Source organism: Thalassococcus profundi (assembly GCF_003344785.1).
Classification (GTDB): domain Bacteria; phylum Pseudomonadota; class Alphaproteobacteria; order Rhodobacterales; family Rhodobacteraceae; genus Puniceibacterium; species Puniceibacterium profundi.
Genome location: NZ_QPMK01000001.1, coordinates 106,952 through 125,857, shown reverse-complemented (window position 1 = coordinate 125,857; position 18,906 = coordinate 106,952). Strand labels below are relative to the sequence as shown.

Genomic DNA, 18,906 nt, shown 5'->3' with positions numbered 1-18,906 from the left:
AGGTTCGTATGAGGGGCATGCCGCGCGTTCAGCGCGGCAGGGCTGCCGTGCTTTCCCGCACCACCAGGTGCGGCGGGATCAGTTCGTAGCCGGTCCCCAGAGGCGCACCGTTCAGCAAGGCCCCGACAAGGCGTTCCGCCGCCTTCCGGCCGAGGCGTGCGCGCGGCTGGTGAATGGTGGTGAGCGGCGGGATGAAATGCCCGGCGAAATCGACATCGTCGAACCCGATCACGCTCACGTCGCGGGGGACACGAAACCCCAGCCTGTAGCATTCCGAGATGAAGCCGAAGGCGCATTCGTCCGAGGCTGTGAACACTGCGGTGGGCCTTTCCGCCATATCGGCCCAGACATGCGCGGCCGCAGCACCGGCAGCGATGGTGAAGCCGCCGTCGTGCACCACGGCCGAAAGCTGTCGCGCCGACATCGCCGCGTCGAACCCGGCTTGCCGCATGTGGCTCAGAACGTTCTCCGGGGGTCCGGCCACGTGCAGGATGTGCCCGTGTCCGAGATCCGCGAGATGATCCACGGCGACGCGCGCTGCGGCACTGTTGTCGATACGCAGTCCTGGCAGCGCGTAACCGTCGTTCCACTCGCAAAGCTGCATGACGGGCAGGGTCCAGTTTCGGACCATGTCCGGCGGCAGCGCCCCGTCGAGCAACAGGATCCCGTCAGCCCGACCGCTTTGGACAATGGCCTCGAGCACCTCGGTTCCGGCGCGGCTGTCCGAGATTTGCACCGCGAGTCCCGCCTGCCGCGCGACGTCCTGAATGGCTGCGATGATCCGGCTGAAAAAGGTATTTGCCAGGTTCGGCGCCAGAACCAGGATCGCGCGTGGCTGCTGCATCCGCAGGTCGCGCGCCGCGCCGTTGATCCGGTACCCCGTCGCAAGAACGGCCGCCATGACCCTTTCCCGGGTTTCCGCACCGACAACGCCAGGCGACGACAGCGCCCGGCTGACGGTGGCCGTCGACACGCCCGCGGCGGCGGCGACGTCTGCGATACGGACGCGGTTGCTCATCGGTTCCCCTTTGCAGCGCTAGGAGCAAGATAAGGGCTTGTCTGCAAGCCCTCAGGCTGATGTAATCGATTACATAGAACTGAGTCGATGCGCTTTTTGGAGGGGCGCGCGACTCGGAAAGGGAGGATAGATGAAGACGATCAAGGGCCCTGGCCTGTTCCTGGCGCAATTCGCCGGCGACGAGGCACCGTTCGATTCCTGGGACAATATCACACGATGGGCTGCCGATTGCGGCTACGAGGGCGTGCAGGTTCCAGCCTGGGACGCGCGACTGGTCGATCTCGACAAGCTCGCCACGTCGGACACGTATCGCGATGAATGGGTTGGCACCGCGCGCGACAACGGCGTCGAGGTGACCGACCTTTCCACCCATATCCTGGGCCAGCTCGTGGCGGTGCATCCCGCCTACGATGCCTGGGTCGACGGCTTTGCGCCGCCCGAGGTTCAGGGGAAGCCCGCGGCCCGGCAGGAGTGGGCCACAGGTCAGGTCAAGAAGGCGCTCACCGCGTCAAACAAGCTCGGCATCGGCCAGCATGTCACCTTTTCCGGCGGGCTGGTCTGGCCCTTCGTCTACCCGTTCCCACAGCGGCCGCAGGGGCTCGTCGACACCGCTTTCGACGAACTGGCCGCGCGCTGGCGTCCGATCCTCGATCACGCCGAGGATTGTGGTGTCGATGTCTGCTACGAGATCCACCCGATGGAGGACCTGCACGACGGCGTCACCTTCGAAATGTTCCTCGACCGGCTCGACGGGCACGCGCGCTGCAACATGCTCTACGACCCCTCGCACTACGTGCTGCAATGCCTCGATTACCTCGACAACATCGACATCTATGCCGAGCGCATCAAGATGTTCCACGTCAAGGATGCGGAGTTCAACCCGACCGGGCGGCAGGGCGTCTATGGCGGCTACCAGCCCTGGGTGAACCGCGCCGGGCGCTTCCGCAGCCCTGGCGACGGGCAAGTCGATTTCGGCGCGATCTTCTCCAAGCTGGCGGCCATCGACTTCGACGGCTGGGCGGTCGTGGAATGGGAATGCGCGCTAAAGCACCCCGAGGACGGCGCCCGCGAAGGCGCGCAGTTCGTGCGCGACCACATCATCCGCGTGACGCCGCATGCCTTTGACGATTTCGCCGGGGGCGACATCGACGACGCGACGAACCGCAAGATGCTGGGGTTGGATTGATGAAACGGATCAGACTGGGCATGGTCGGCGGCGGCGCCGACGCATTCATCGGCGGCGTGCACCGGATCGCCAGCCGCATCGACGGGCATTACGACCTCGTGGCGGGGGCGCTCAGTTCCACGCCCGAGAAGGCCAAGAAAAGCGGCGAGGCGCTGGGGCTCGATCCAGACCGCTCCTACGGGTCGTTCGAAGAGATGGCCGAGGCCGAGGCCGCCCGCGAGGACGGCATCGAGGCGGTCAGCATCGTGACCCCGAACCACGTGCATTTCGCCGCGGCCAAGCCGTTTCTCGACCGCGGCATTCATGTGATCTGCGACAAGCCTCTCACCGCGACTTTCGACGATGCCGAGGCGATGGAGAAGGCGGTGCATGCCAGCAAGGCGCTGTTCATCCTGACGCACAATTACACCGGCTACCCGATGATACGGCAGGCGCAGGCGATGGTCGCGGACGGCGCCATCGGGACGCTGCGCGTGGTGCAGGTGGAATACCCGCAGGACTGGATGACCGACGACGTCGAAAGCCAGGGCGTGAAACAGGCCGAATGGCGCACTGACCCCGAACGGTCCGGCGCGGGCGGCGCCATCGGCGACATCGGCACCCATGCCTACAACCTTGCGGCCTTCGTCACCGGGCAGGTGCCAGAGCGGCTGGCCGCCGATCTGCAAAGCTTCGGGGCCGGGCGCGCATTGGACGACAACGCCCACGTGATGCTGCGCTACGACAGCGGTGCGCGCGGCATGCTCTGGTGCAGCCAGGTGGCGCCCGGCTGCGAGAACGGCCTGCGCCTGCGCATCTTCGGCAGCGCCGGCGGCCTCGAATGGGCGCAGGAAGATCCCAACTATCTCTGGTACACGCCGCATGGCGAACCGTCGCGCCGGATCACCCGCAACGGGGCCGGGGCAACCGAGGCGGGAACCTCGGTCAGCCGCATCCCGCCGGGCCACCCCGAAGGCTACCTCGAAGCCTTTGCCACGCTCTACACCGAGGCGGCAGAGGCGATCCGCGCCGCACAGGCCGGGGAGCCGCGCGAAACGCTCATGGGCAAGCTGCCGGGGCTGACGGCGGGGCTGGAAGGCATGGCCTTCATCCGCGCCTGCGTCACGTCGGCAAAGGACGACGCCGCCTGGGTCAAGATATGACGGCCGAACAGGTCCTTTGCCTGCGCGATGTCCGCAAGAGCTTTGGCCCTGTCGAGGTTCTGCACGGCGTGAACCTCGACCTGCGCGCAGGCGAGGTGCTGGCGCTCATTGGCGAGAACGGGGCGGGCAAGTCCACCACGATGAAGATCCTCGCCGGCTACCAGCCCGCAACATCGGGCAGGATCCTGCTCGAAGGAGAGGAGGTTACCTTTGGCTCCCTGCATGACGGAGAGGAAGCCGGGATCGTGATGATCCACCAGGAATTCAACCTCGCCGAGCAGCTGACGGTCGAGCAGAACATCTTTCTCGGGCGCGAGCTGCGGCGCGGACCGTTCCTCGACAAGCGGAAGATGCGGGAGCTGACGCGCGGCTATCTCGACCGGGTCAACTGCCGCGTCGATCCCGACACCAAGGTGTCGGCCCTGTCGAATTCCGACAAGCAGATGGTCGAGATCGCCAAGGCACTGAGCCGCGACGCCCGCGTGCTCATCATGGACGAACCCACGGCAGTGCTGACCGGGTCCGAGACCGAGGTGCTGTTCGACCAGGTGCGCCGCATGACGGCACAGGGCACCGCGGTCCTCTTCACCTCGCACAAGCTGGGCGAGGTGGCCGAGATTGCCGATCACGTCACGGTTCTGCGGGATGGGTCGGTGGTCCACGACGACCGCGCGTCGGAGATCACCGAAGACGGCATGGCGACGGCGATGGTGGGGCGGGACGTGTCCGACCTCTATCCCGCCAAGGTCGGCCGCCCTGGCGAGGTGATGTTGTCCGTCCGCGGGCTGACGGTGCCGGGGCACGCCCGGAACGTGGGTTTCGAGCTGCGTCAGGGCGAGATCCTGGGCGTCGCGGGCCTGATCGGCGCCGGGCGGACCGAGGCCTTCGAAGGGCTTTGCGGCCTGCGGCCTGCCAGCGCCGAGCGGATCGAGATCGCGGGCCGCGAGGTTACCATCAAGAAACCCCGCGACGCGCTCGACCATGGCCTTTGCTACCTGACAGAGGATCGCAAGCTGCGCGGTCTGCTTCTCGACAAGACAATGCGTGTCAACCTGACCCTGCAGGCGCTGGACCGCTTCGGAGGCTGGATGATCGACCGTGCCGCCGAGGATCGTGCGCTCGACAAGGCGATCGACGAATTCGACATCCGCGCGGGCCGCCGGACCATGGCGGTCGGCAATCTTTCGGGCGGCAACCAGCAGAAGCTGCTGCTGGCCAAGATCATGCAATCCGAACCGGCGATCCTGATCGCGGACGAACCCACCCGCGGTATCGACATTGGCACCAAGCAGCAGATCTATGCCTTCCTGCGCGACCTGGCAGCAAAGGGCCACGCGGTCGTGGTGATCTCCTCCGAGATGCAGGAGGTCATCGGCCTCGCCGACCGAGTGCTGGTCATGCGGACGGGCGAGGTGGCCGGAACACTCACAGGCGACGAGTTGACCGAGGACGCCATTGTGCGGCTTGCGGTGGGTCTTGGCGCGAACGACAAGGAAAAGGTGGCCTGATGACTGCCGAAACGACAAACACACGCGCGCGGCGCAGCCTGCCTTCGATGAGTGTCCTCGGGCCGATCGTGGCGCTCGTGGTCCTGGTCGCCATCGGGGCGATGATGAATTCGAACTTCCTCGGGGCCGCGAACATCACCAACGTGCTGGCCCGGTCCGCCTTCATCGGCATCATCGCCGTCGGCATGACCTTCGTGATCACCGCCGGGGGGCTCGACCTCTCGGTCGGGTCCATGGCAGCTTTCATCGCCGGGCTGATGATCCTGGTGATGAACGCGGCGCTGCCCTCCATGGGGGTCGGCGTGCCGATCATCCTGCTGGGCATGCTTGTCGCCGTCGTGGCGGGCATCCTCGCGGGGCTGCTGAACGGCTTTCTCATCACCACCGTCGGGATCGAAGCCTTCATCGTCACGCTTGGCACCATGGGCATCTACCGCAGCCTGGTGACCTGGCTGGCCGACGGCGGCACGCTGTCGCTGGATTTCGGCCTGCGCACCTTCTACCGGCCGGTCTATTTCGAAGGCATCCTCGGCATTTCCTGGCCGATCATCGTCTTTGCCATCGTCGTCATCGTCGGAGAATTGCTGATGAGCCGGGCACGCTTCGGGCGCCATTGCGCCGCCATCGGGTCGAACGAGGCGGTGGCGCATTATTCGAACGTCGACGTGAACCGGACGCGGCTTCTGACCTACGCGATGCTGGGCCTGCTGGTCGGTGTGGCGACCATCATGTACGTGCCGCGGCTCGGGTCGGCCTCGGCCTCGACCGGTCTGCTGTGGGAACTCGAGGCCATCGCCGCGGTCATCATCGGCGGCACCGTTCTCAAGGGCGGGTTCGGGCGCGTCTGGGGCACTGTCATCGGTGTCCTGATCCTGAGCCTCATCGACAACATTCTGAACCTGACCGACCTGGTGTCGCCCTATCTCAACGGCGCCATCCAGGGGGTCATCATCATTCTCGCGGTCATTCTGCAGCGAGAAGCCAAGGCCAAGGGCTAGAGCCCGGCCGATCAAATGGGAGGACCTCAAATGTCTTACATGAAGACGACACTTCTGGGCTGCACGATGCTGGCCCTGTCCGGCGCGGCCTGGGCCCAGGACGACACGACCGTCATCGGCGTGTCGATCCCCGCGGCGACCCACGGCTGGGCCGGCGGCATGAACTTCCACGCCCAGGAGACCATCGAACGGCTCGAAGAAACCTATCCGCAGCTCGATTTCGTGCTGGCGGCCGCGTCGGATGCCGGCGCGCAGGTCAACGACATCGAGGACATGGTCGCCACCCGCGGCATTGACGCGCTGGTGGTGCTGCCCTTCGAAAGCGATCCGCTGACCCCGCCGATCCAGTCCGTCGCAGAGGCCGGCACATGGGTCACGGTCGTCGACCGCGGGCTCAGCGTCGAGGGTGTCGAAGACCTGTACGTCGCGGGCGACAACCCGGGCTTCGGCCGCGTCTCGGGCGAGTACATGGTCGAGAAGATGCCGGACGGCGGCGACATCGTCGTGCTGCGCGGCATTCCGACGACCATCGACAACGAGCGCGTCGACGGGTTCGAGTCCGCCATCGAAGGGTCGGGCATCAACATCATCGACATGGAGCACGGCAACTGGAACCGCGATGACAGCTTCAACGTGATGCAGGACTTCCTGCAGAAGCACGACCAGATCGACGCGGTCTGGGCATCGGACGACGACATGGCGGTCGGCGTGCTCGCGGCCATCGAGGCGGCAGGTCGCGAGGATATCCAGTTCGTCCTCGGCGGCGCCGGCATGAAGGAAATGGTCAAGCGCGTCATGGACGGCGACGAGATGATCCCGGCCGACGTGACCTATCCGCCGTCGATGATCGCAACCGCCATCGAAATGACCGCGGTCGGCATGGTGTCGAACGCACCTGTTTCCGGCACCTTCACCATCGGCTCGGTGCTGATCACGCCCGAGAACGCAGAGCAGTTCTACTATCCCGACAGCCCGTTCTGATCGTCAGGATACATTGAGACAATGCGCGCCCGCGTCCCTTCGGAGTCGGGCGCGCTTCTTTTGAAAGGCCCCGCGTCCCGGGCGCCGGGTCCGTCAGGCGAGCGGGCGCGTCACTCGGCCTCTTCTGTCACCACGTTCCAGTCGCGCAGTTCATCCTCCGTGAGGATGTAAATCTCGTCGGCGGGCGTCGCCATCGACGGGCCCATGATCCGCAGGTCGATGCCCATGTCGTCGAGGTGATCGAGAACGCCGGCCTGGCCGCGCTGGATGTCCTCGACCGCAAGGAACGCCGGCAGGATCGTCGTCTCACCGAAACTGTGCTGATGCACGCCCAGGCGGGCCGTCTCTGCCACGCGCCGCACGGTGCCGCCGACGAACATGTAGGGGCAGGCGGAAAAGCAGACCGCGCCGTCGTCGAGCCGGGTCTCGGCCTCCACCGCGCGCAGCGCCCGGCCGATGGCGAGCGCATCGGTCACGCTGCCGCCGGGGCTGTCGAGCCAGACGCGCGCCGGCTGCACCCGCTGCACCTCGTTCACGATCCGGTCACCGTCACCCGCGGCCACTGCGCCCCGGATGCGGAGCGCAGGCGCGCCGTCGACCTCGAGGGTTTCCGCGATCAGCCGGCGCGGCATGTCGGGATCGACCCCGGGTCCGGGCGTTGCGGGACGGTTCGGGCGGTAGTGGCGGGTCTGATCGCCGGGCCCGATCGGCTGGTCCAGTTCCGGGGCGCCCGATGGGGACAGAAGCCGAGGGATCGACGGACCGATGTCGATCGCGATCAGCAGGCCCGCCAGCACGATCTGCGCGCCCAGCAGCCATTTCATCACCCGGATCGGGCTGCTTTTCGGCGCCTCGCTCTCTGCCGTCATTCCACCACTCTCGGTGTCGGATGCGGGTCTTTTTCCGCCTCGGCAGGCGCGGTTGCATCGCGTTTCTCAGACAGGTCCACTTGGCGCAGCGCGGCGACGGCGGCGCGCAGTTCCGCCACGGTCATCGAATCCTCGGCCTCTGCCGGGTCGCGTCCGGCACGGATGGCGCTTTGGGCGACCGCCACGATCAGCACCAGGACCGCCGGAAGCAGGTCGATGGCGATGGCCCCGGCCCAGGAGGGCGCAAAATTCCCGGCGTAACGGATCACCGCGTCCGCGGTAGAGATCGGGGTGTAGACCACCTCGGCCGCCGGGGGCAGCGCCAGCACCTCGGCCGCCGCCGCCTGGAGGGTTTCGGCACGCTGCGCCAAAACTTCCAGAAGCGACGTGATGGTCGCCTGCTGCGCCGCCTGTCCGCCGGCATCCCCGGCGTCAAGCCGCGGCAGCACCACCGATTCCGCCAGATCCTGCGCCGCGCGTTCCACCAGCGGGGCCACCGACAATTGCCGCAGCTGCGTAATGACACCGGCCAGCCGCACGGATTCTTCGGAAAATTCGACGCCGCGCTCGGTCACCGGGCCGGGGGCGACGGTGAGCGCGCGCATTCGGCTCAGGATCGCGTTGCCCTCCGCAAAGGCGGCGGCGACGGGTGCTTCCTGCGCCGCGATCAGTTCTTCCAATGCCGCGAGCTCGTTTGATTTCTGGGTCAGCACGCGAAACACCGCGCCGCGCCCGGCGAGACCGGACAGCTCGCCGCCCGCTTCCTGTTGCGACAGATCCTGGAAGCCCTGTCGGGTGCGGCCGACGTCAAGCCCCAGCGCCTGGCCCTGCAGCGCGATTTCGTGCACGCGTTCCAGCGAAGCCTGGTAGTCCTGCACCGTACGCGCAAGGTGCTGTTCCACCGCCGCCGACCCGGCCAGCGCCGCGGCGTTCAGCCAGGACGACATGGCGACGATGGCGGCAGAGCCCAAGACCATCGAAAGGACCAGCCACATGCGCGTTGCCGCGGTGCGCATCGCCGGAAGCAGGCGCATCAGGTAGGACCAGAAGACGAAAATGCCGGTCGACACCGCGGCACTGTAGGCGACCGCGGCAAAAAGCGACAGCGCGCCGCCTTCGTCCAGCAATCCCCGCACGCCAAGGTAGGTGTAGATGCCCGAAGCCACGGCCAGAACGCCGAGCGCCGCGGAGGTGAAGCTGTCGAGCCACGTCAGATGTCCTTCGACTTCCCGCGCATGCCGAATCCCGTTCATGTCAGATGCCATGTGATCTCCTTCGGCCCTAAGGTGGTCCGAAGCGGTGCGGTTGGCAATGTCCGCCGCCGCGCCTCGCCAAGAGGTGAACCGCTGTGGCCGTGCCTTATGGGCGCGGCGGGTTACTCTGCGTGGATACCCGCCGGCACACGCGGGCTGTCGCGGCCCTGAACGGCGGCGCGCTCCGTGTCCGGCGCTTGCGACAGGCGCCACTTGATCCCGGCAAGTGCCATCTGCAGCGCCAGCCCGACCACCACGAAGACCAGGCTGATGAGCCACAGGTCGCCCGTGAGCGTTGCCTGGATCGACTGCCCGAGGATCGACAGGACCGTGCCAAGGGCAAAAACCGGCAACCCGAACCGGCCCATCAGCCGGACCGGGCGGACCCAGGCATGGCCCGACAGGCGGCGTACCCAGCCTTGAGTCGACAGGAAATAGGCCAACGCCAAAAAATGCAGCAGGCGCGGCGCGGCAAGGAAGGTCTTGTCGAAATTGGTGATGTAGAACGGAAAACCGCTGTCCCGCAAAAACGCGAGCCCGGCCCGGCCGGCATCCTGCACGACGCCGATCTTCATCCACGTCACCGTCAGAAGCAGCAGCACCAGCGCCGTGCGCCGTGCCCAGGTCCGGTCGGGCACCAGCCGCGCGCCGGTCTTGAGCCGCATCCCCGCGGCCAGCCCGATGGCAAACAGGAACTGCCAGGCAAAGGGGTTGAAGAACCAGCCGCCGGAATTCGGGAAGGCCGGGATGTTGAGCCGGGTCTCTCCGGTCACGATCCAGAGCAGGAAGGACAGCCCGAGCATGACCCAGACGCCACTGCGCTGTGCGATCAGAATCATCGCCGGGGTCATCATCAGCAGCACCGCGTACATCGACAGGATGTTGACGTAGCCGAACTGGTGGCTCAGCAGTGCGATGCCGATGGTCGCCTGTACCGGCGCCTCGATCCACGGTTCGACGTTGTTGATCTGTGCCAGCTTGCCGGCGTCGAACCAGTAGACCGCGCCCAGCATGATGGCGAGGCAGATCACGCTGACCACGAGGTGCACGGAATAGAGCGTCCAGGCCCGTCCCCAGCATTTCAGCACCGCGCGCCACAGCGGCAGACGCTGGAAGGCGGACGGATAAGCGAGGCCCGCCGCCATGCCGGACATGAAGACAAAGCCCTCGGCGGCGTCCGAGAAGCCGAAGTTGCGGTTGGTCAGAACCTCGAGCGGATTGCCCGGCACGTGGTTGATGAAGATCATCACCAGCGCCAGCCCGCGGAAGAAGTCGAGCCGCGGATCGCGCCCGCCGGTGGGGATAAGCGCCCGCGGCGCCGCGACGCCCATGTCAGGCAGAGAGTTGCGCGGCGGGCGCGGTTTCGTCCCGGTCGACGGCTTCGGACGCCTTGCCCCAGCGCGTCATCACCTGGCGGTGCCGGGCGATGATCGGCGGCAGGCTGTGTTCCTCCGGCGTCAGGAACACCGATGCCTGCGACGGGTGCGACGTGGCCCAGATCACGAAGGGTGCGATCAGCAGTGGTACGCCCACTGGCAGGACCCAGAGCATCAGCTCGGGCGCGAAGGTATACGTCAGCCCAACCATGGCCGCGCCCCAAATCTGGATCCACCATCCGGCGGCGGCAGCCTCGGAGAAGGTCAGCCGCCCGTCGCCGCGGGTTTGGGCAGGCCAGCCGCCGTCGCGGCCTCCGAAGACCTGCAACACCGCACGGGTCTGCCACATCAGCAGGATCGGCGCGTTCACCGACGACATGAAAAGCTCGCGCACCAGCCCGCGCGCGGCCAGGATGGTGCTGCCAAAGCCGCGAACGCGGCCGCGCAGGGTCGCGTCGATCAGGATCAGCACCTTGGGCAGCACCAGAAGGCCGAAGACCCCGACGGCGACACCGACCGCCTTCGAGGTCTGGTCGGACGGAAAGACCGGGAAGAGCTGGAACGGCTCGGGAAAGAAATCCGGTTCCGGCGCGGTCGCCGAGGCATAAAGGTTCGCGGCGAGAAACAGCAGCCAGAACAGCGGCACGATGTAGCTCAGCATGCCTTGGAAGAACACGAAGCGCGACCACGGCTTGAGCCCCGGCGCCGGGAAGACCCGCGCATGCTGCAGGTTGCCCTGGCACCAGCGCCGGTCGCGCTTGGCAAAATCGACCATGTTCTCGGGGCCTTCCTCGTAGGAACCGTCGAGGTCTGGATCGACCCGCACGGTCCATCCCGCTCGTGCCAGCAGCGCCGCTTCGACATAGTCGTGGCTGAGGATATGCCCGCCGAAGGGCGGCGGCCCGGACAATTCGGGCAGCGCGCAACTGGCGGCGAACGCGCGCACGCGCACCAGCGCGTTATGGCCCCAGAACGGTCCTGTGGTGCCTTGCATCGCCGCCTGGCCCTGCGCGAAGACCGGCGAATAGAACCCGGCCGCGAACTGCATCGCGCGGCCGAAGCGCGACCCCGCGCCGGTGACCCGCGGCAGCGTCTGCAAGAGACCAAGCCGCGGCGCGGCCTGCATGCGGCGAACCATCTCGGCGATCGTTGCGGCATCCATCAAGCTGTCGGCATCCAGGATCAGGGCAAAGTCATACTGTGCGCCGGACCGTTCAAAGAAATCCTGAATGTTCCCGGCCTTGCGCCCCACATTCCGCGTGCGCCGCCGGTAGAACAGGCGCGCCGGTTGCCCTTCCGCCTTGCGCCGGTCTTGCCGACGATCCTGCCAGAGCCGGACGAACCAGCGCTCTTCCTCGGCAGCCAGCTGAGGATCCTGCGTGTCCGACAGGATGGCGAAGTCGAATTTATCGGTCAGTTCGAGCTGCGCGATAGCCTCGTCCATCGCCGCCACGCGGGCAAAGACGATGGCGGGATCCTCGTTGTAGACCGGCATGAGGATGACCGTGCGGGCGGTGATCGGGTCGTTGCGCAGAGGCGGTGCGGGCGCGGCGAAAAGCAATCCGACAACCGATTGCATCGCGCCCCAGGCAAGCCAGAAGGTGGTGATGAAAACCAGCGCACCGCGCACGCCGTCGACCTGCTGATAGCCGTCGGCAGCGCCAAATTGCAGAAAGAGTGCAGCCGCTCCGGCACCGAGTCCGATACTGCTCAGCAAGGCAAACGCCCTGATGCCGTAGACACGCGACCCGGTGGCGGTGCGCTCCATGCGTCAGTGCCCGCGCGACAACGGCAGAACGGTTTGAATCACGGAAACTAGAACACGCCGCATCACGGCGGTCGGAGCGGGCACGCGCGGATGCGCGGGCTCGAGAACCTGAAGCGGCATGGCAAGACGCGCGTCGGGCAGGGCGCCGTCTTGCAGGATGTCTTCCATCGATGCCTGCGGAGCCGGGGCCGCGGCGATTTGGCCAGACGGAGGCACAAACGCGGTGCTGTGGTACGTCACGGGCGTATCCATTGGTATATCCATGTTTCGGTTAACTTGCGTCCGAAACCCGCGACGTGGGCGACAAGTTCCACGAGTTTTTCGTTTTCACCGTCAACATCGATCACCAGGCGCCATTTTGTCGTGTTTTCGATCTTCGACAGGGCGATGTGCTCAATTTCTCCGCCGGTGACGGTCACGATGGGGTCCATTTCCGCATCGGCGGGCAGACGCGCCATCAGACCGCCGTCGAAATCGACCACGAATTTGCGCAGCGATGGGGCCGTGCCTTCGACGCCCGAGGTGCCGCCCTGGCCGGCCAGCGTGTTGACGACCCAGGCGCGGTCGCCGTCGCGCGGCGTGTCGAGCGCGCCCCAGGTCAGTCGATAGCTGTATTCGCGGCTGTCCCCGGCGGCGGGCCGGTTCCTGGGCACCCAGTAGCTGACGATGTTGTCGTTGCCTTCGAGGTCCGACGGGATCTCGATCAGCCGGATCATGCCTTCGCCCCAATCGCCCTGCGGTTCGATCATGACCGACGGGCGGTCCTGGTAATGCGCTTCGGCGTCCTGGTAATCGGCAAAGGTCCGGTCGCGCTGGATCAGCCCGAAGGATCGCATCTGCGGTTCGTTGAGGTAGGTGCTGGCCAACCGCGGCGGGTTGTTCAGCGGCCGCCACAACACGTCGCCATCCCGACGCATCACCATCAGCGCATTGCTGTCGTGCACCTGCGGCCGGTAGTCGTCGAAGGCGCTGGCGTTCTTTTCGTCGAACAGGAACATCGAGGTCAGGGCGGCGAGGCCCAGCTGCTCTACCTCGCGGCGGAAATGCAGCCGCGCGGTCACGTCGATTGTCGTGACCGAACCCGGGCGCACCACGAAGCGGTAGGCGCCGGTGCAGGACGGGCTGTCGAGCGCGGCATAAAGCGTGATCTGCTCCTGTCCCGGCGCGGGCCGTTCGAGCCAGAATTCGGTGAACCGCGGAAACTCTTCTTCGCGGCCCAGCCCGGTGTTGATCGCAAGGCCGCGGGCGGACAGGCCGTAACTGTTGCCGCGCGCAAGCGCACGGAAGTACGACGCACCGACGAAGGAGATCAGCTCGTCGTAGAGATCGGCGCGGTTCAGCGGCGTGTTGATGCGAAACCCCGCGACGCCCGGCAAGTCTGCGTTTGCCGGCACGCGCTCGGCGAGGTCGTTGTAGTAAAGGAAATCCTCGGTCGAAAAGGTGATCGGTGTCTGGACGCCATCGACCACCTCGTTGATCGCCACGGTCTGCTTGTAAAGCCAGCCGGGATGGAAGGCGTGCAGGTGGAACAGGGAGTCCGCCTCCCGCCACCGGGCGCGTTTCGGGTCGAACTGGATCTGCCGGTAGTCGTCATAGTCGAGATCCGGGATCAGTTCGGGCGTATCCTCGGGGTCTTCGTAGTCGCTCTGCGCGGCGGCGCGCATGCGTTCGTCGAGCCAGTCGAAAGAGAACGGTTGCCCGGCCTCGTCCTGCGGCGCGGCCTCGGCGGTGTCGGAGCCTGTCTGGGCATGGGCTGCCCCTGCCACGAACAGGGTGGCCACCGATGCAGAGGACGTGCGGAGAAAGGTACGACGGTCAAGCGGCGCGGGAAGCGAGGCCGATAGGGGAAGGGGCATGCCAGCGGAGTCCATTCATGCTCGGACCCGTGACGGTCAGGTCAGTTTCCAACCGTCCCAAGGTCCAAATTCGCGACATGATCTAACGCCGTTCCTGGCCGATGCCACAAAGATCGGCAGAAGCGATTGAGATTGAGCCGTTTTTTGCCAGTCGGGCCGGTCAGGGCCGGCAAAATCGCGTAAAGCCTGAGCAATCTGAGAACAGCCGACCGTCAACCTGAGCGGGTTGTCGGCGACAACGGAGCCGTTTGCCGGGTATGCTGGCGCTTGGCTTCATTCGCGGCCGCCGACGCAGAGAATCGGTTGCGGCGCGTCGAAACTCTGCCGACCGGACTTCACGCCCCAGATCGGCCGCCCGATCTCGGCCACCGTGTCGGCGCGGCTTTGGCAGGGCAGGGCGACCAGCGTCGCTTCGGCCCCGATCCGCAGCGCAGGATCGCGTCCCAGCAGCCGGAACGGCGCCGTGGTCACCATGTCGAAACAGGCGCTTAGATCCTGTGCCGCGCCAAGCTGCGCGACATTGGCAAAGAGGTTCGCCATGCGCGGCAAGGAACAGTCGCCATAGGGTGTGAAGGGATTCAGTACGTTGTTGGTGGCCACGGTGCAGCACAGACCCGCGTCGTGGAACCTGTGCGCGGGGGCTACGCCGCGCGGCACTGCGCGGTCATGGTCGCGGCCGGTCATGAAGAGGTCCGTCGCGGGCAGCACGGTCAGCGCGATGCCCGCGTCCCGCATCAGCGCGATGGTGTCCGACAGGGCGTCGGGCGGCAGCATCGACAGCTTGGTCACATGCCCGATGGCGACGCGGCCCTGCATGCCGTGAGCGATGGCCTCGCGCGCCACCCAGTCGAGGTGCCGCCAGCTGGTGTCGAGGTCGAAGTCCAAGTGGAAATCTAGGTCGACATAGTAGTCCCGCGCCATGGCGAAGAGCCGCCTGATCTGGCCCTCGGGATCGGTGTCGGTATAGGGGCATCCGCCCAGCAGATCGGCCCCGCGGTCCAGCGCCTGCCGCAACAGGTCTTCCGTACCGGGGTAGTTCAACAGCCCTTCCTGCGGGAAGACGCAGATTTGCACATCGACGCCCCAGGCGTAATCGGCCTTGAGCTGCCGCACCGCGTCGAATCCGGCAAGGCCCACACCCGGGTCGATCTCGACCTGGGTGCGAATCAGCGTCGTGCCCTGGCCGATGGCGCGGTCCAGAACGCGCGCGCCGCGACAGTACACGTCTTCGGTGGTGAAATCCTTCTTGGCGGCGGTCACCGCCTCGATGGCGCCCTTCAACGTGCCGGCAGGATTGGCGGCGCGGTCCAGCAGGCAGGCCTTGTCCAGATGCAGGTGACTGTCCGCAAAGCCCGCGATCACCAACCCGCCGCGGGCATCGAGCGCGCGGGCGTCGGTGTCGATCCGTGGCGCGATCTCGACGATCCTGCCGTCGCGAATGCCGATGTCTTGCGCAGGACCGCGATCTTCGAGCCTTGCCGCGCGGATCACGAGGTCCAGCGTCACGCAACATCCTCCCGCGTCTGCGACGTCCCGCCGCCAAGGTAGGCCGCCACCAGCGCGTCGTCGCCCCGCATCTCCTCCGCACTGCCCTGCGCGACGATTCGGCCCTGTTCCAGCACGTAGGCGCGGTCGGCCACGGCCAGCGCCAGCGTCGCCATCTGGTCGACCAGCAGGATGGTGATGCCGTCGTCCCGAAGCTCGGCGAGGACCGCATAAAGTTCTTCCACCATGGCCGGGGCAAGCCCCAGCGACGGCTCGTCGAGCAGTAGCAGCCGGGGCTTGGCCATCAGCCCGCGCGCGATCGCCATCATCTGCTGTTCGCCGCCCGAGAGCAGGCCCGCAGGGCTGTCCAGCCGCTCGCGCAGACGCGGGAACCGGTCGAGGATCGTCTCCAGCTCTGTTGGGTCGGGCCGGTCCTTCCGCTTGTAGGCCCCCAGTTCGATGTTCTGCGCCACCGTGAGGTCGGCAAAGACCTGGCGGCCCTCGGGCACCAGCACCAGCCCGCGCTCCACGGTCCGGTGGGCGGCGAGGCCCTCGACATTCCGGTCCTCGAAAATGATCTCGCCCTTGCCGGGCGCCATCAGTCCCGACAGCGTCTTGAGAAAGGTCGACTTGCCCGCGCCGTTGGCCCCCAGCAGCGCCACCAGTTCGCCCTGACCCACGCGCAGGTCGACGTCCTGCAACACGTCCGCCGCGCCATATCCGGCACAGAGCTTGCGGGTGATCAGCACGTCCATCGCGCCGGGGGTGTATGCCAGTTCCCGCTTGGGCGCATCCGGCGTGCCTTCGCCCAGGTAGGCGGCGATGACCTTTTCGTTGCGGCGGATCGCTTCGGGCGTGTCGAACGCGATGGGCTGGCCCGCGTCCATGGCGAAGATACGGTCGGAGATGCCCATGACCATCTCCATGTCATGCTCCACCAGCACCACGGCGATGCCGCAATCGGCCACCTTGCGCAGCAGAGCCGCCAGAGTCTGCTTGTCACCATGCATCAGACCGGCGGCAGGCTCGTCCAGCAGCAGAACATGCGGGCGCAGCGCCAGGGCGCGGGCGATCTCGACCAGCCGCCGGTCCACGTGCGGCAGGTCGGCTGCGGGGGTGTCGGGCGCGCCAGCATAGCCCACCAGCGCCAGCAGTCCCCGCGCCGTGGCGCGCGCATCCTGCGTGGCCAGCGCCGAAAAGGGAGCGCCGCCGCGTCCGCGGGGCAATCCGGCGATGACGTTTTCCTCGGCGCTGAGCGCGCCGAAAAGCCGCGTCGCCTGGTAGGTGCGCGCGACGCCCAGCCGTGCCGCGGCATGCATCGACAGGCCGGTGATGTCGCGGCCTGCGGTTGCGATGCGGCCGCGGCCGGGCAGGTAGAACCCCGAGATCATGTTCAGGAGCGTCGTCTTGCCAGCGCCGTTGGGGCCGATGACGGCGGTGATCTGTCCCGGCTTTGCTTCGAAGCTGGCGCCGTCCACGGCCTTGAGACCGCCGAAGGTGATGCCGAGGTCCGTGACCTTCAGCCCGGCGGGTGCGTCGGGACGGATGAAGGCGAGCGTCTCTTCGTGTTGGGCGGGGGGCGTGGGGGCGGCCCGGCGCGGCAGGACCGCGGCGATGGTGCCGACCATGCCGCGCGGCGCGACCAGCAGAACCGCGATCAGCAGCGCGCCGAAGAACAGCAGACGGTATTCGGCGAGGCCCGACAGCATCTCGGGCAGGAAGACGACGATGGCCGCGCCGACGAGCGGCCCCAGCACCGTGCCCGCGCCGCCCAGGATCACGGCGAAGAGGAAGAGGATCGACTGCGACAGCATGAAATTCGACGGCGCGATGAACTGCATCAGCGTGGCAAAGAGCCCGCCCGCGAGGCCCGCGGCGCCAGCGGCCACCGCAAAGGCGGCGAGCTTGGTGCGGATCGGGTCGAAGCCCAGCGATCCGGCGGCGACCTCCTGGTCGCGCAGCGCCGCCATCGCCATGCCCCAGCCGCTGTTCGCAAGCCGGCGGTAGGCCAGGAGGGCGACGCCCGCCATGCCAATAGACAGGATCACCAGCCCGCGTTCGCCCAAGGTGGTGCCGAAAACACGCGGCATGTCAAAACCCATGAGCCCGTTCTGCCCGCCGGTCAGGCTGCGCCACTCGATGGCCAGGTGTTCGACGATGAAGGCGAAGGCGATGGTCACCATGGCCAGGAACGGCCCGGCCATGCGCACCGCCGGGATCGCCAGCAGGGCTCCCACAAGCGCGGTGAGCGCCGTCGCCAGCGGCAGCGCCAGCCAGAAGCTCAGCCCCGCCTGCATCAGGATCGCGTGTCCGTAGGCGCCGATGGCAAAGAACCCGACCTGCCCCAGCGACACGAGGCCGGTGAGGCCGTAAAGCACGTTCAGCCCGACGCAAAGGATGGTCCAGATCGCCACGAGGCCGATCACGAACTGCGTATATCCTCCGACAATGCCCAACGACAGCATCGCCGCGGCGGTCAGGGCGAGGATGGTGAGGTCGAGCGCGCGGTTGGCCAGAACGGGTGTCATCCGGTCACACCTTCCGCAGCGCCGCCTGGCCGAAGAGCCCGTGCGGCTTGACCGCCAGTACCGCGATAAGCAGCGCGAAGGTCAGGATGTAGGTGTGCGACGACCCGAGGTAGGTGGTGACGAAGGCTTCGACCAGCCCGTAAAGGAAGCCGGCGATCATCACGCCCCAGGCCGAGGTCATGCCGCCGAGGATCGCCACGGCGAAGGCCTTGATCCCGAACAGCGTGCCCATGTCCGAATGCACGGAAAAGAGCGGCGCGATCAGCAGGCCCGCCGCTCCCGCCAGCATCGCAGACAGCGCGAAGGAGCCCGAGATCATCAGCGTGGTGTTGATCCCCATGAGCCGGGCCGCGTCGGGGTTCTGCACCACCGCCAGCAGCGCGCGGCCCTGCCGGGTGCGGCGAAACAGCAGTTGCAGCGCCACGGCACAGCCGATGGCCGCGACCGGGATCAGCAATTGCTGCGGAAAGACTCCGGTGCCGAGGATCTGCCAGCTGGTTTCGACCAGCGGCGAGGGCAGGCTGCGCGGCTCGTTGCCGAAGGTGAAGAGCACGGTGTTGTCGAGCAGGATGCCGCCGGCGACGGTGGCCATGAGCCACGCCTCGGACCCGCGCACGGCAAAGGGCCGCACGAGGCAAAGCTCGACCAGCATGCCCATCAGCCCGCAGCCCAGCAGCGCCAGCGGATAGGCGACGATCACCGGCAGCCCGGCGCGCTGGGTCAGCACGAAGCCCAGCACCGCCCCCAGCATGACCATCGACCCTTGCGCGAAATTGACTCTGGAACAGACCGAGTAGGTTATCTGGAAGCCCAAGGCGATCAGCCCGTACATGGCGCCCAGGCCGATGCCGGTCACAAGGGCGGTTACGAAAAGGGTCATGGCAGGCTCCGGCAGGTGACGCGCTGGGCATCGGAAAATTCGAAAACGGCGGTCCGAG

The 18,906-nt window shown here is 66.8% G+C and carries 15 protein-coding genes; 5 read left to right on the top strand and 10 right to left on the bottom strand.

The window, feature by feature from the left end; translation table 11 throughout:
- Positions 1-28: 28 nt before the first annotated feature.
- The gene (locus DU478_RS00590; RefSeq protein WP_114508991.1) at positions 29-1,018 is read right to left on the bottom strand and encodes a LacI family DNA-binding transcriptional regulator; all 990 of its coding nucleotides are present in this window, start codon (positions 1,016-1,018) and stop codon (positions 29-31) included.
- Between the two features lie 130 nt (positions 1,019-1,148).
- Here DU478_RS00590 and DU478_RS00585 point away from each other — a divergent pair, with 130 nt between their 5' ends.
- The 5 genes from DU478_RS00585 to DU478_RS00565 are packed head-to-tail and all read left to right on the top strand — an operon-like array spanning position 1,149 to position 6,833.
- Complete coding sequence (locus tag DU478_RS00585; protein ID WP_114508990.1) at positions 1,149-2,204, top strand: sugar phosphate isomerase/epimerase family protein; 1,056 nt, start codon at positions 1,149-1,151, stop codon at positions 2,202-2,204.
- Entirely contained in the window at positions 2,204-3,346 is a 1,143-nt protein-coding gene (locus DU478_RS00580; protein WP_114508989.1) for a Gfo/Idh/MocA family protein, read from the top strand. Before DU478_RS00585 ends, DU478_RS00580 begins: the two co-directional genes overlap by 1 nt.
- A complete protein-coding gene (locus DU478_RS00575; RefSeq protein ID WP_114508988.1) occupies positions 3,343-4,854 on the top strand; it encodes a sugar ABC transporter ATP-binding protein in 1,512 nt (503 codons plus the stop codon). Before DU478_RS00580 ends, DU478_RS00575 begins: the two co-directional genes overlap by 4 nt.
- Entirely contained in the window at positions 4,854-5,852 is a 999-nt protein-coding gene (locus tag DU478_RS00570; protein WP_199488267.1) for an ABC transporter permease, read from the top strand. The genes DU478_RS00575 and DU478_RS00570 overlap by 1 nt, the downstream gene beginning before the upstream one ends.
- 39 nt (positions 5,853-5,891) lie before the next feature.
- Positions 5,892-6,833 (top strand): ABC transporter substrate-binding protein, encoded by a 942-nt coding sequence (locus tag DU478_RS00565; RefSeq protein ID WP_114509305.1) that lies wholly within the window; start codon positions 5,892-5,894, stop codon positions 6,831-6,833.
- A gap of 110 nt (positions 6,834-6,943) precedes the next feature.
- Here DU478_RS00565 and DU478_RS00560 read toward each other — a convergent pair whose 3' ends face one another.
- The 9 genes from DU478_RS00560 to DU478_RS00520 all read right to left on the bottom strand — a co-directional run bounded on the left by DU478_RS00560 (position 6,944) and on the right by DU478_RS00520 (position 18,848).
- Entirely contained in the window at positions 6,944-7,702 is a 759-nt protein-coding gene (locus tag DU478_RS00560; protein WP_114508987.1) for a COG3904 family protein, read from the bottom strand.
- On the bottom strand, positions 7,699-8,967 hold the full coding sequence (locus tag DU478_RS00555; protein WP_114508986.1) for a hypothetical protein: 1,269 nt from the start codon (positions 8,965-8,967) through the stop codon (positions 7,699-7,701). Before DU478_RS00555 ends, DU478_RS00560 begins: the two co-directional genes overlap by 4 nt.
- A gap of 110 nt (positions 8,968-9,077) precedes the next feature.
- Positions 9,078-10,286 carry an OpgC family protein gene (locus DU478_RS00550; protein ID WP_114508985.1) on the bottom strand — a complete coding sequence of 403 codons (1,209 nt, stop codon included), beginning with the start codon at positions 10,284-10,286 and terminating at the stop codon, positions 9,078-9,080.
- Between the two features lies 1 nt (position 10,287).
- Entirely contained in the window at positions 10,288-12,099 is a 1,812-nt protein-coding gene (gene mdoH, locus DU478_RS00545) for a glucans biosynthesis glucosyltransferase MdoH (RefSeq protein ID WP_114508984.1), read from the bottom strand.
- A 3-nt stretch (positions 12,100-12,102) separates the two neighbouring features.
- Entirely contained in the window at positions 12,103-12,351 is a 249-nt protein-coding gene (locus DU478_RS00540) for a hypothetical protein (protein ID WP_114508983.1), read from the bottom strand.
- Positions 12,336-13,955: a glucan biosynthesis protein gene (locus tag DU478_RS00535; RefSeq protein WP_114508982.1), complete on the bottom strand. Its 1,620-nt coding sequence runs from the start codon at positions 13,953-13,955 to the stop codon at positions 12,336-12,338. Before DU478_RS00535 ends, DU478_RS00540 begins: the two co-directional genes overlap by 16 nt.
- Before the next feature lie 273 nt (positions 13,956-14,228).
- Positions 14,229-15,461: an amidohydrolase family protein gene (locus tag DU478_RS00530; RefSeq protein WP_114508981.1), complete on the bottom strand. Its 1,233-nt coding sequence runs from the start codon at positions 15,459-15,461 to the stop codon at positions 14,229-14,231.
- A complete protein-coding gene (locus tag DU478_RS00525; RefSeq protein WP_114508980.1) occupies positions 15,458-17,968 on the bottom strand; it encodes a branched-chain amino acid ABC transporter ATP-binding protein/permease in 2,511 nt (836 codons plus the stop codon). The genes DU478_RS00530 and DU478_RS00525 overlap by 4 nt, the downstream gene beginning before the upstream one ends.
- Before the next feature lie 4 nt (positions 17,969-17,972).
- The gene (locus tag DU478_RS00520) at positions 17,973-18,848 is read right to left on the bottom strand and encodes a branched-chain amino acid ABC transporter permease (protein WP_114508979.1); all 876 of its coding nucleotides are present in this window, start codon (positions 18,846-18,848) and stop codon (positions 17,973-17,975) included.
- Between the last annotated feature and the right edge of the window lie 58 nt (positions 18,849-18,906).

What these genes read in the sequence shown, in the direction of transcription:
- DU478_RS00590 (WP_114508991.1), bottom strand. Translation starts at nt 1,018, where the DNA reads ATGAGCAACCGCGTCCGTATCGCAGACGTCGCCGCCGCCGCGGGCGTG.
- DU478_RS00585 (WP_114508990.1), top strand. Translation starts at nt 1,149, where the DNA reads ATGAAGACGATCAAGGGCCCTGGCCTGTTCCTGGCGCAATTCGCCGGC.
- DU478_RS00580 (WP_114508989.1), top strand. Translation starts at nt 2,204, where the DNA reads ATGAAACGGATCAGACTGGGCATGGTCGGCGGCGGCGCCGACGCATTC.
- DU478_RS00575 (WP_114508988.1), top strand. Translation starts at nt 3,343, where the DNA reads ATGACGGCCGAACAGGTCCTTTGCCTGCGCGATGTCCGCAAGAGCTTT.
- DU478_RS00570 (WP_199488267.1), top strand. Translation starts at nt 4,854, where the DNA reads ATGACTGCCGAAACGACAAACACACGCGCGCGGCGCAGCCTGCCTTCG.
- DU478_RS00565 (WP_114509305.1), top strand. Translation starts at nt 5,892, where the DNA reads ATGAAGACGACACTTCTGGGCTGCACGATGCTGGCCCTGTCCGGCGCG.
- DU478_RS00560 (WP_114508987.1), bottom strand. Translation starts at nt 7,702, where the DNA reads ATGACGGCAGAGAGCGAGGCGCCGAAAAGCAGCCCGATCCGGGTGATG.
- DU478_RS00555 (WP_114508986.1), bottom strand. Translation starts at nt 8,967, where the DNA reads ATGGCATCTGACATGAACGGGATTCGGCATGCGCGGGAAGTCGAAGGA.
- DU478_RS00550 (WP_114508985.1), bottom strand. Translation starts at nt 10,286, where the DNA reads ATGGGCGTCGCGGCGCCGCGGGCGCTTATCCCCACCGGCGGGCGCGAT.
- mdoH (WP_114508984.1), bottom strand. Translation starts at nt 12,099, where the DNA reads ATGGAGCGCACCGCCACCGGGTCGCGTGTCTACGGCATCAGGGCGTTT.
- DU478_RS00540 (WP_114508983.1), bottom strand. Translation starts at nt 12,351, where the DNA reads ATGGATACGCCCGTGACGTACCACAGCACCGCGTTTGTGCCTCCGTCT.
- DU478_RS00535 (WP_114508982.1), bottom strand. Translation starts at nt 13,955, where the DNA reads ATGCCCCTTCCCCTATCGGCCTCGCTTCCCGCGCCGCTTGACCGTCGT.
- DU478_RS00525 (WP_114508980.1), bottom strand. Translation starts at nt 17,968, where the DNA reads ATGACACCCGTTCTGGCCAACCGCGCGCTCGACCTCACCATCCTCGCC.
- DU478_RS00520 (WP_114508979.1), bottom strand. Translation starts at nt 18,848, where the DNA reads ATGACCCTTTTCGTAACCGCCCTTGTGACCGGCATCGGCCTGGGCGCC.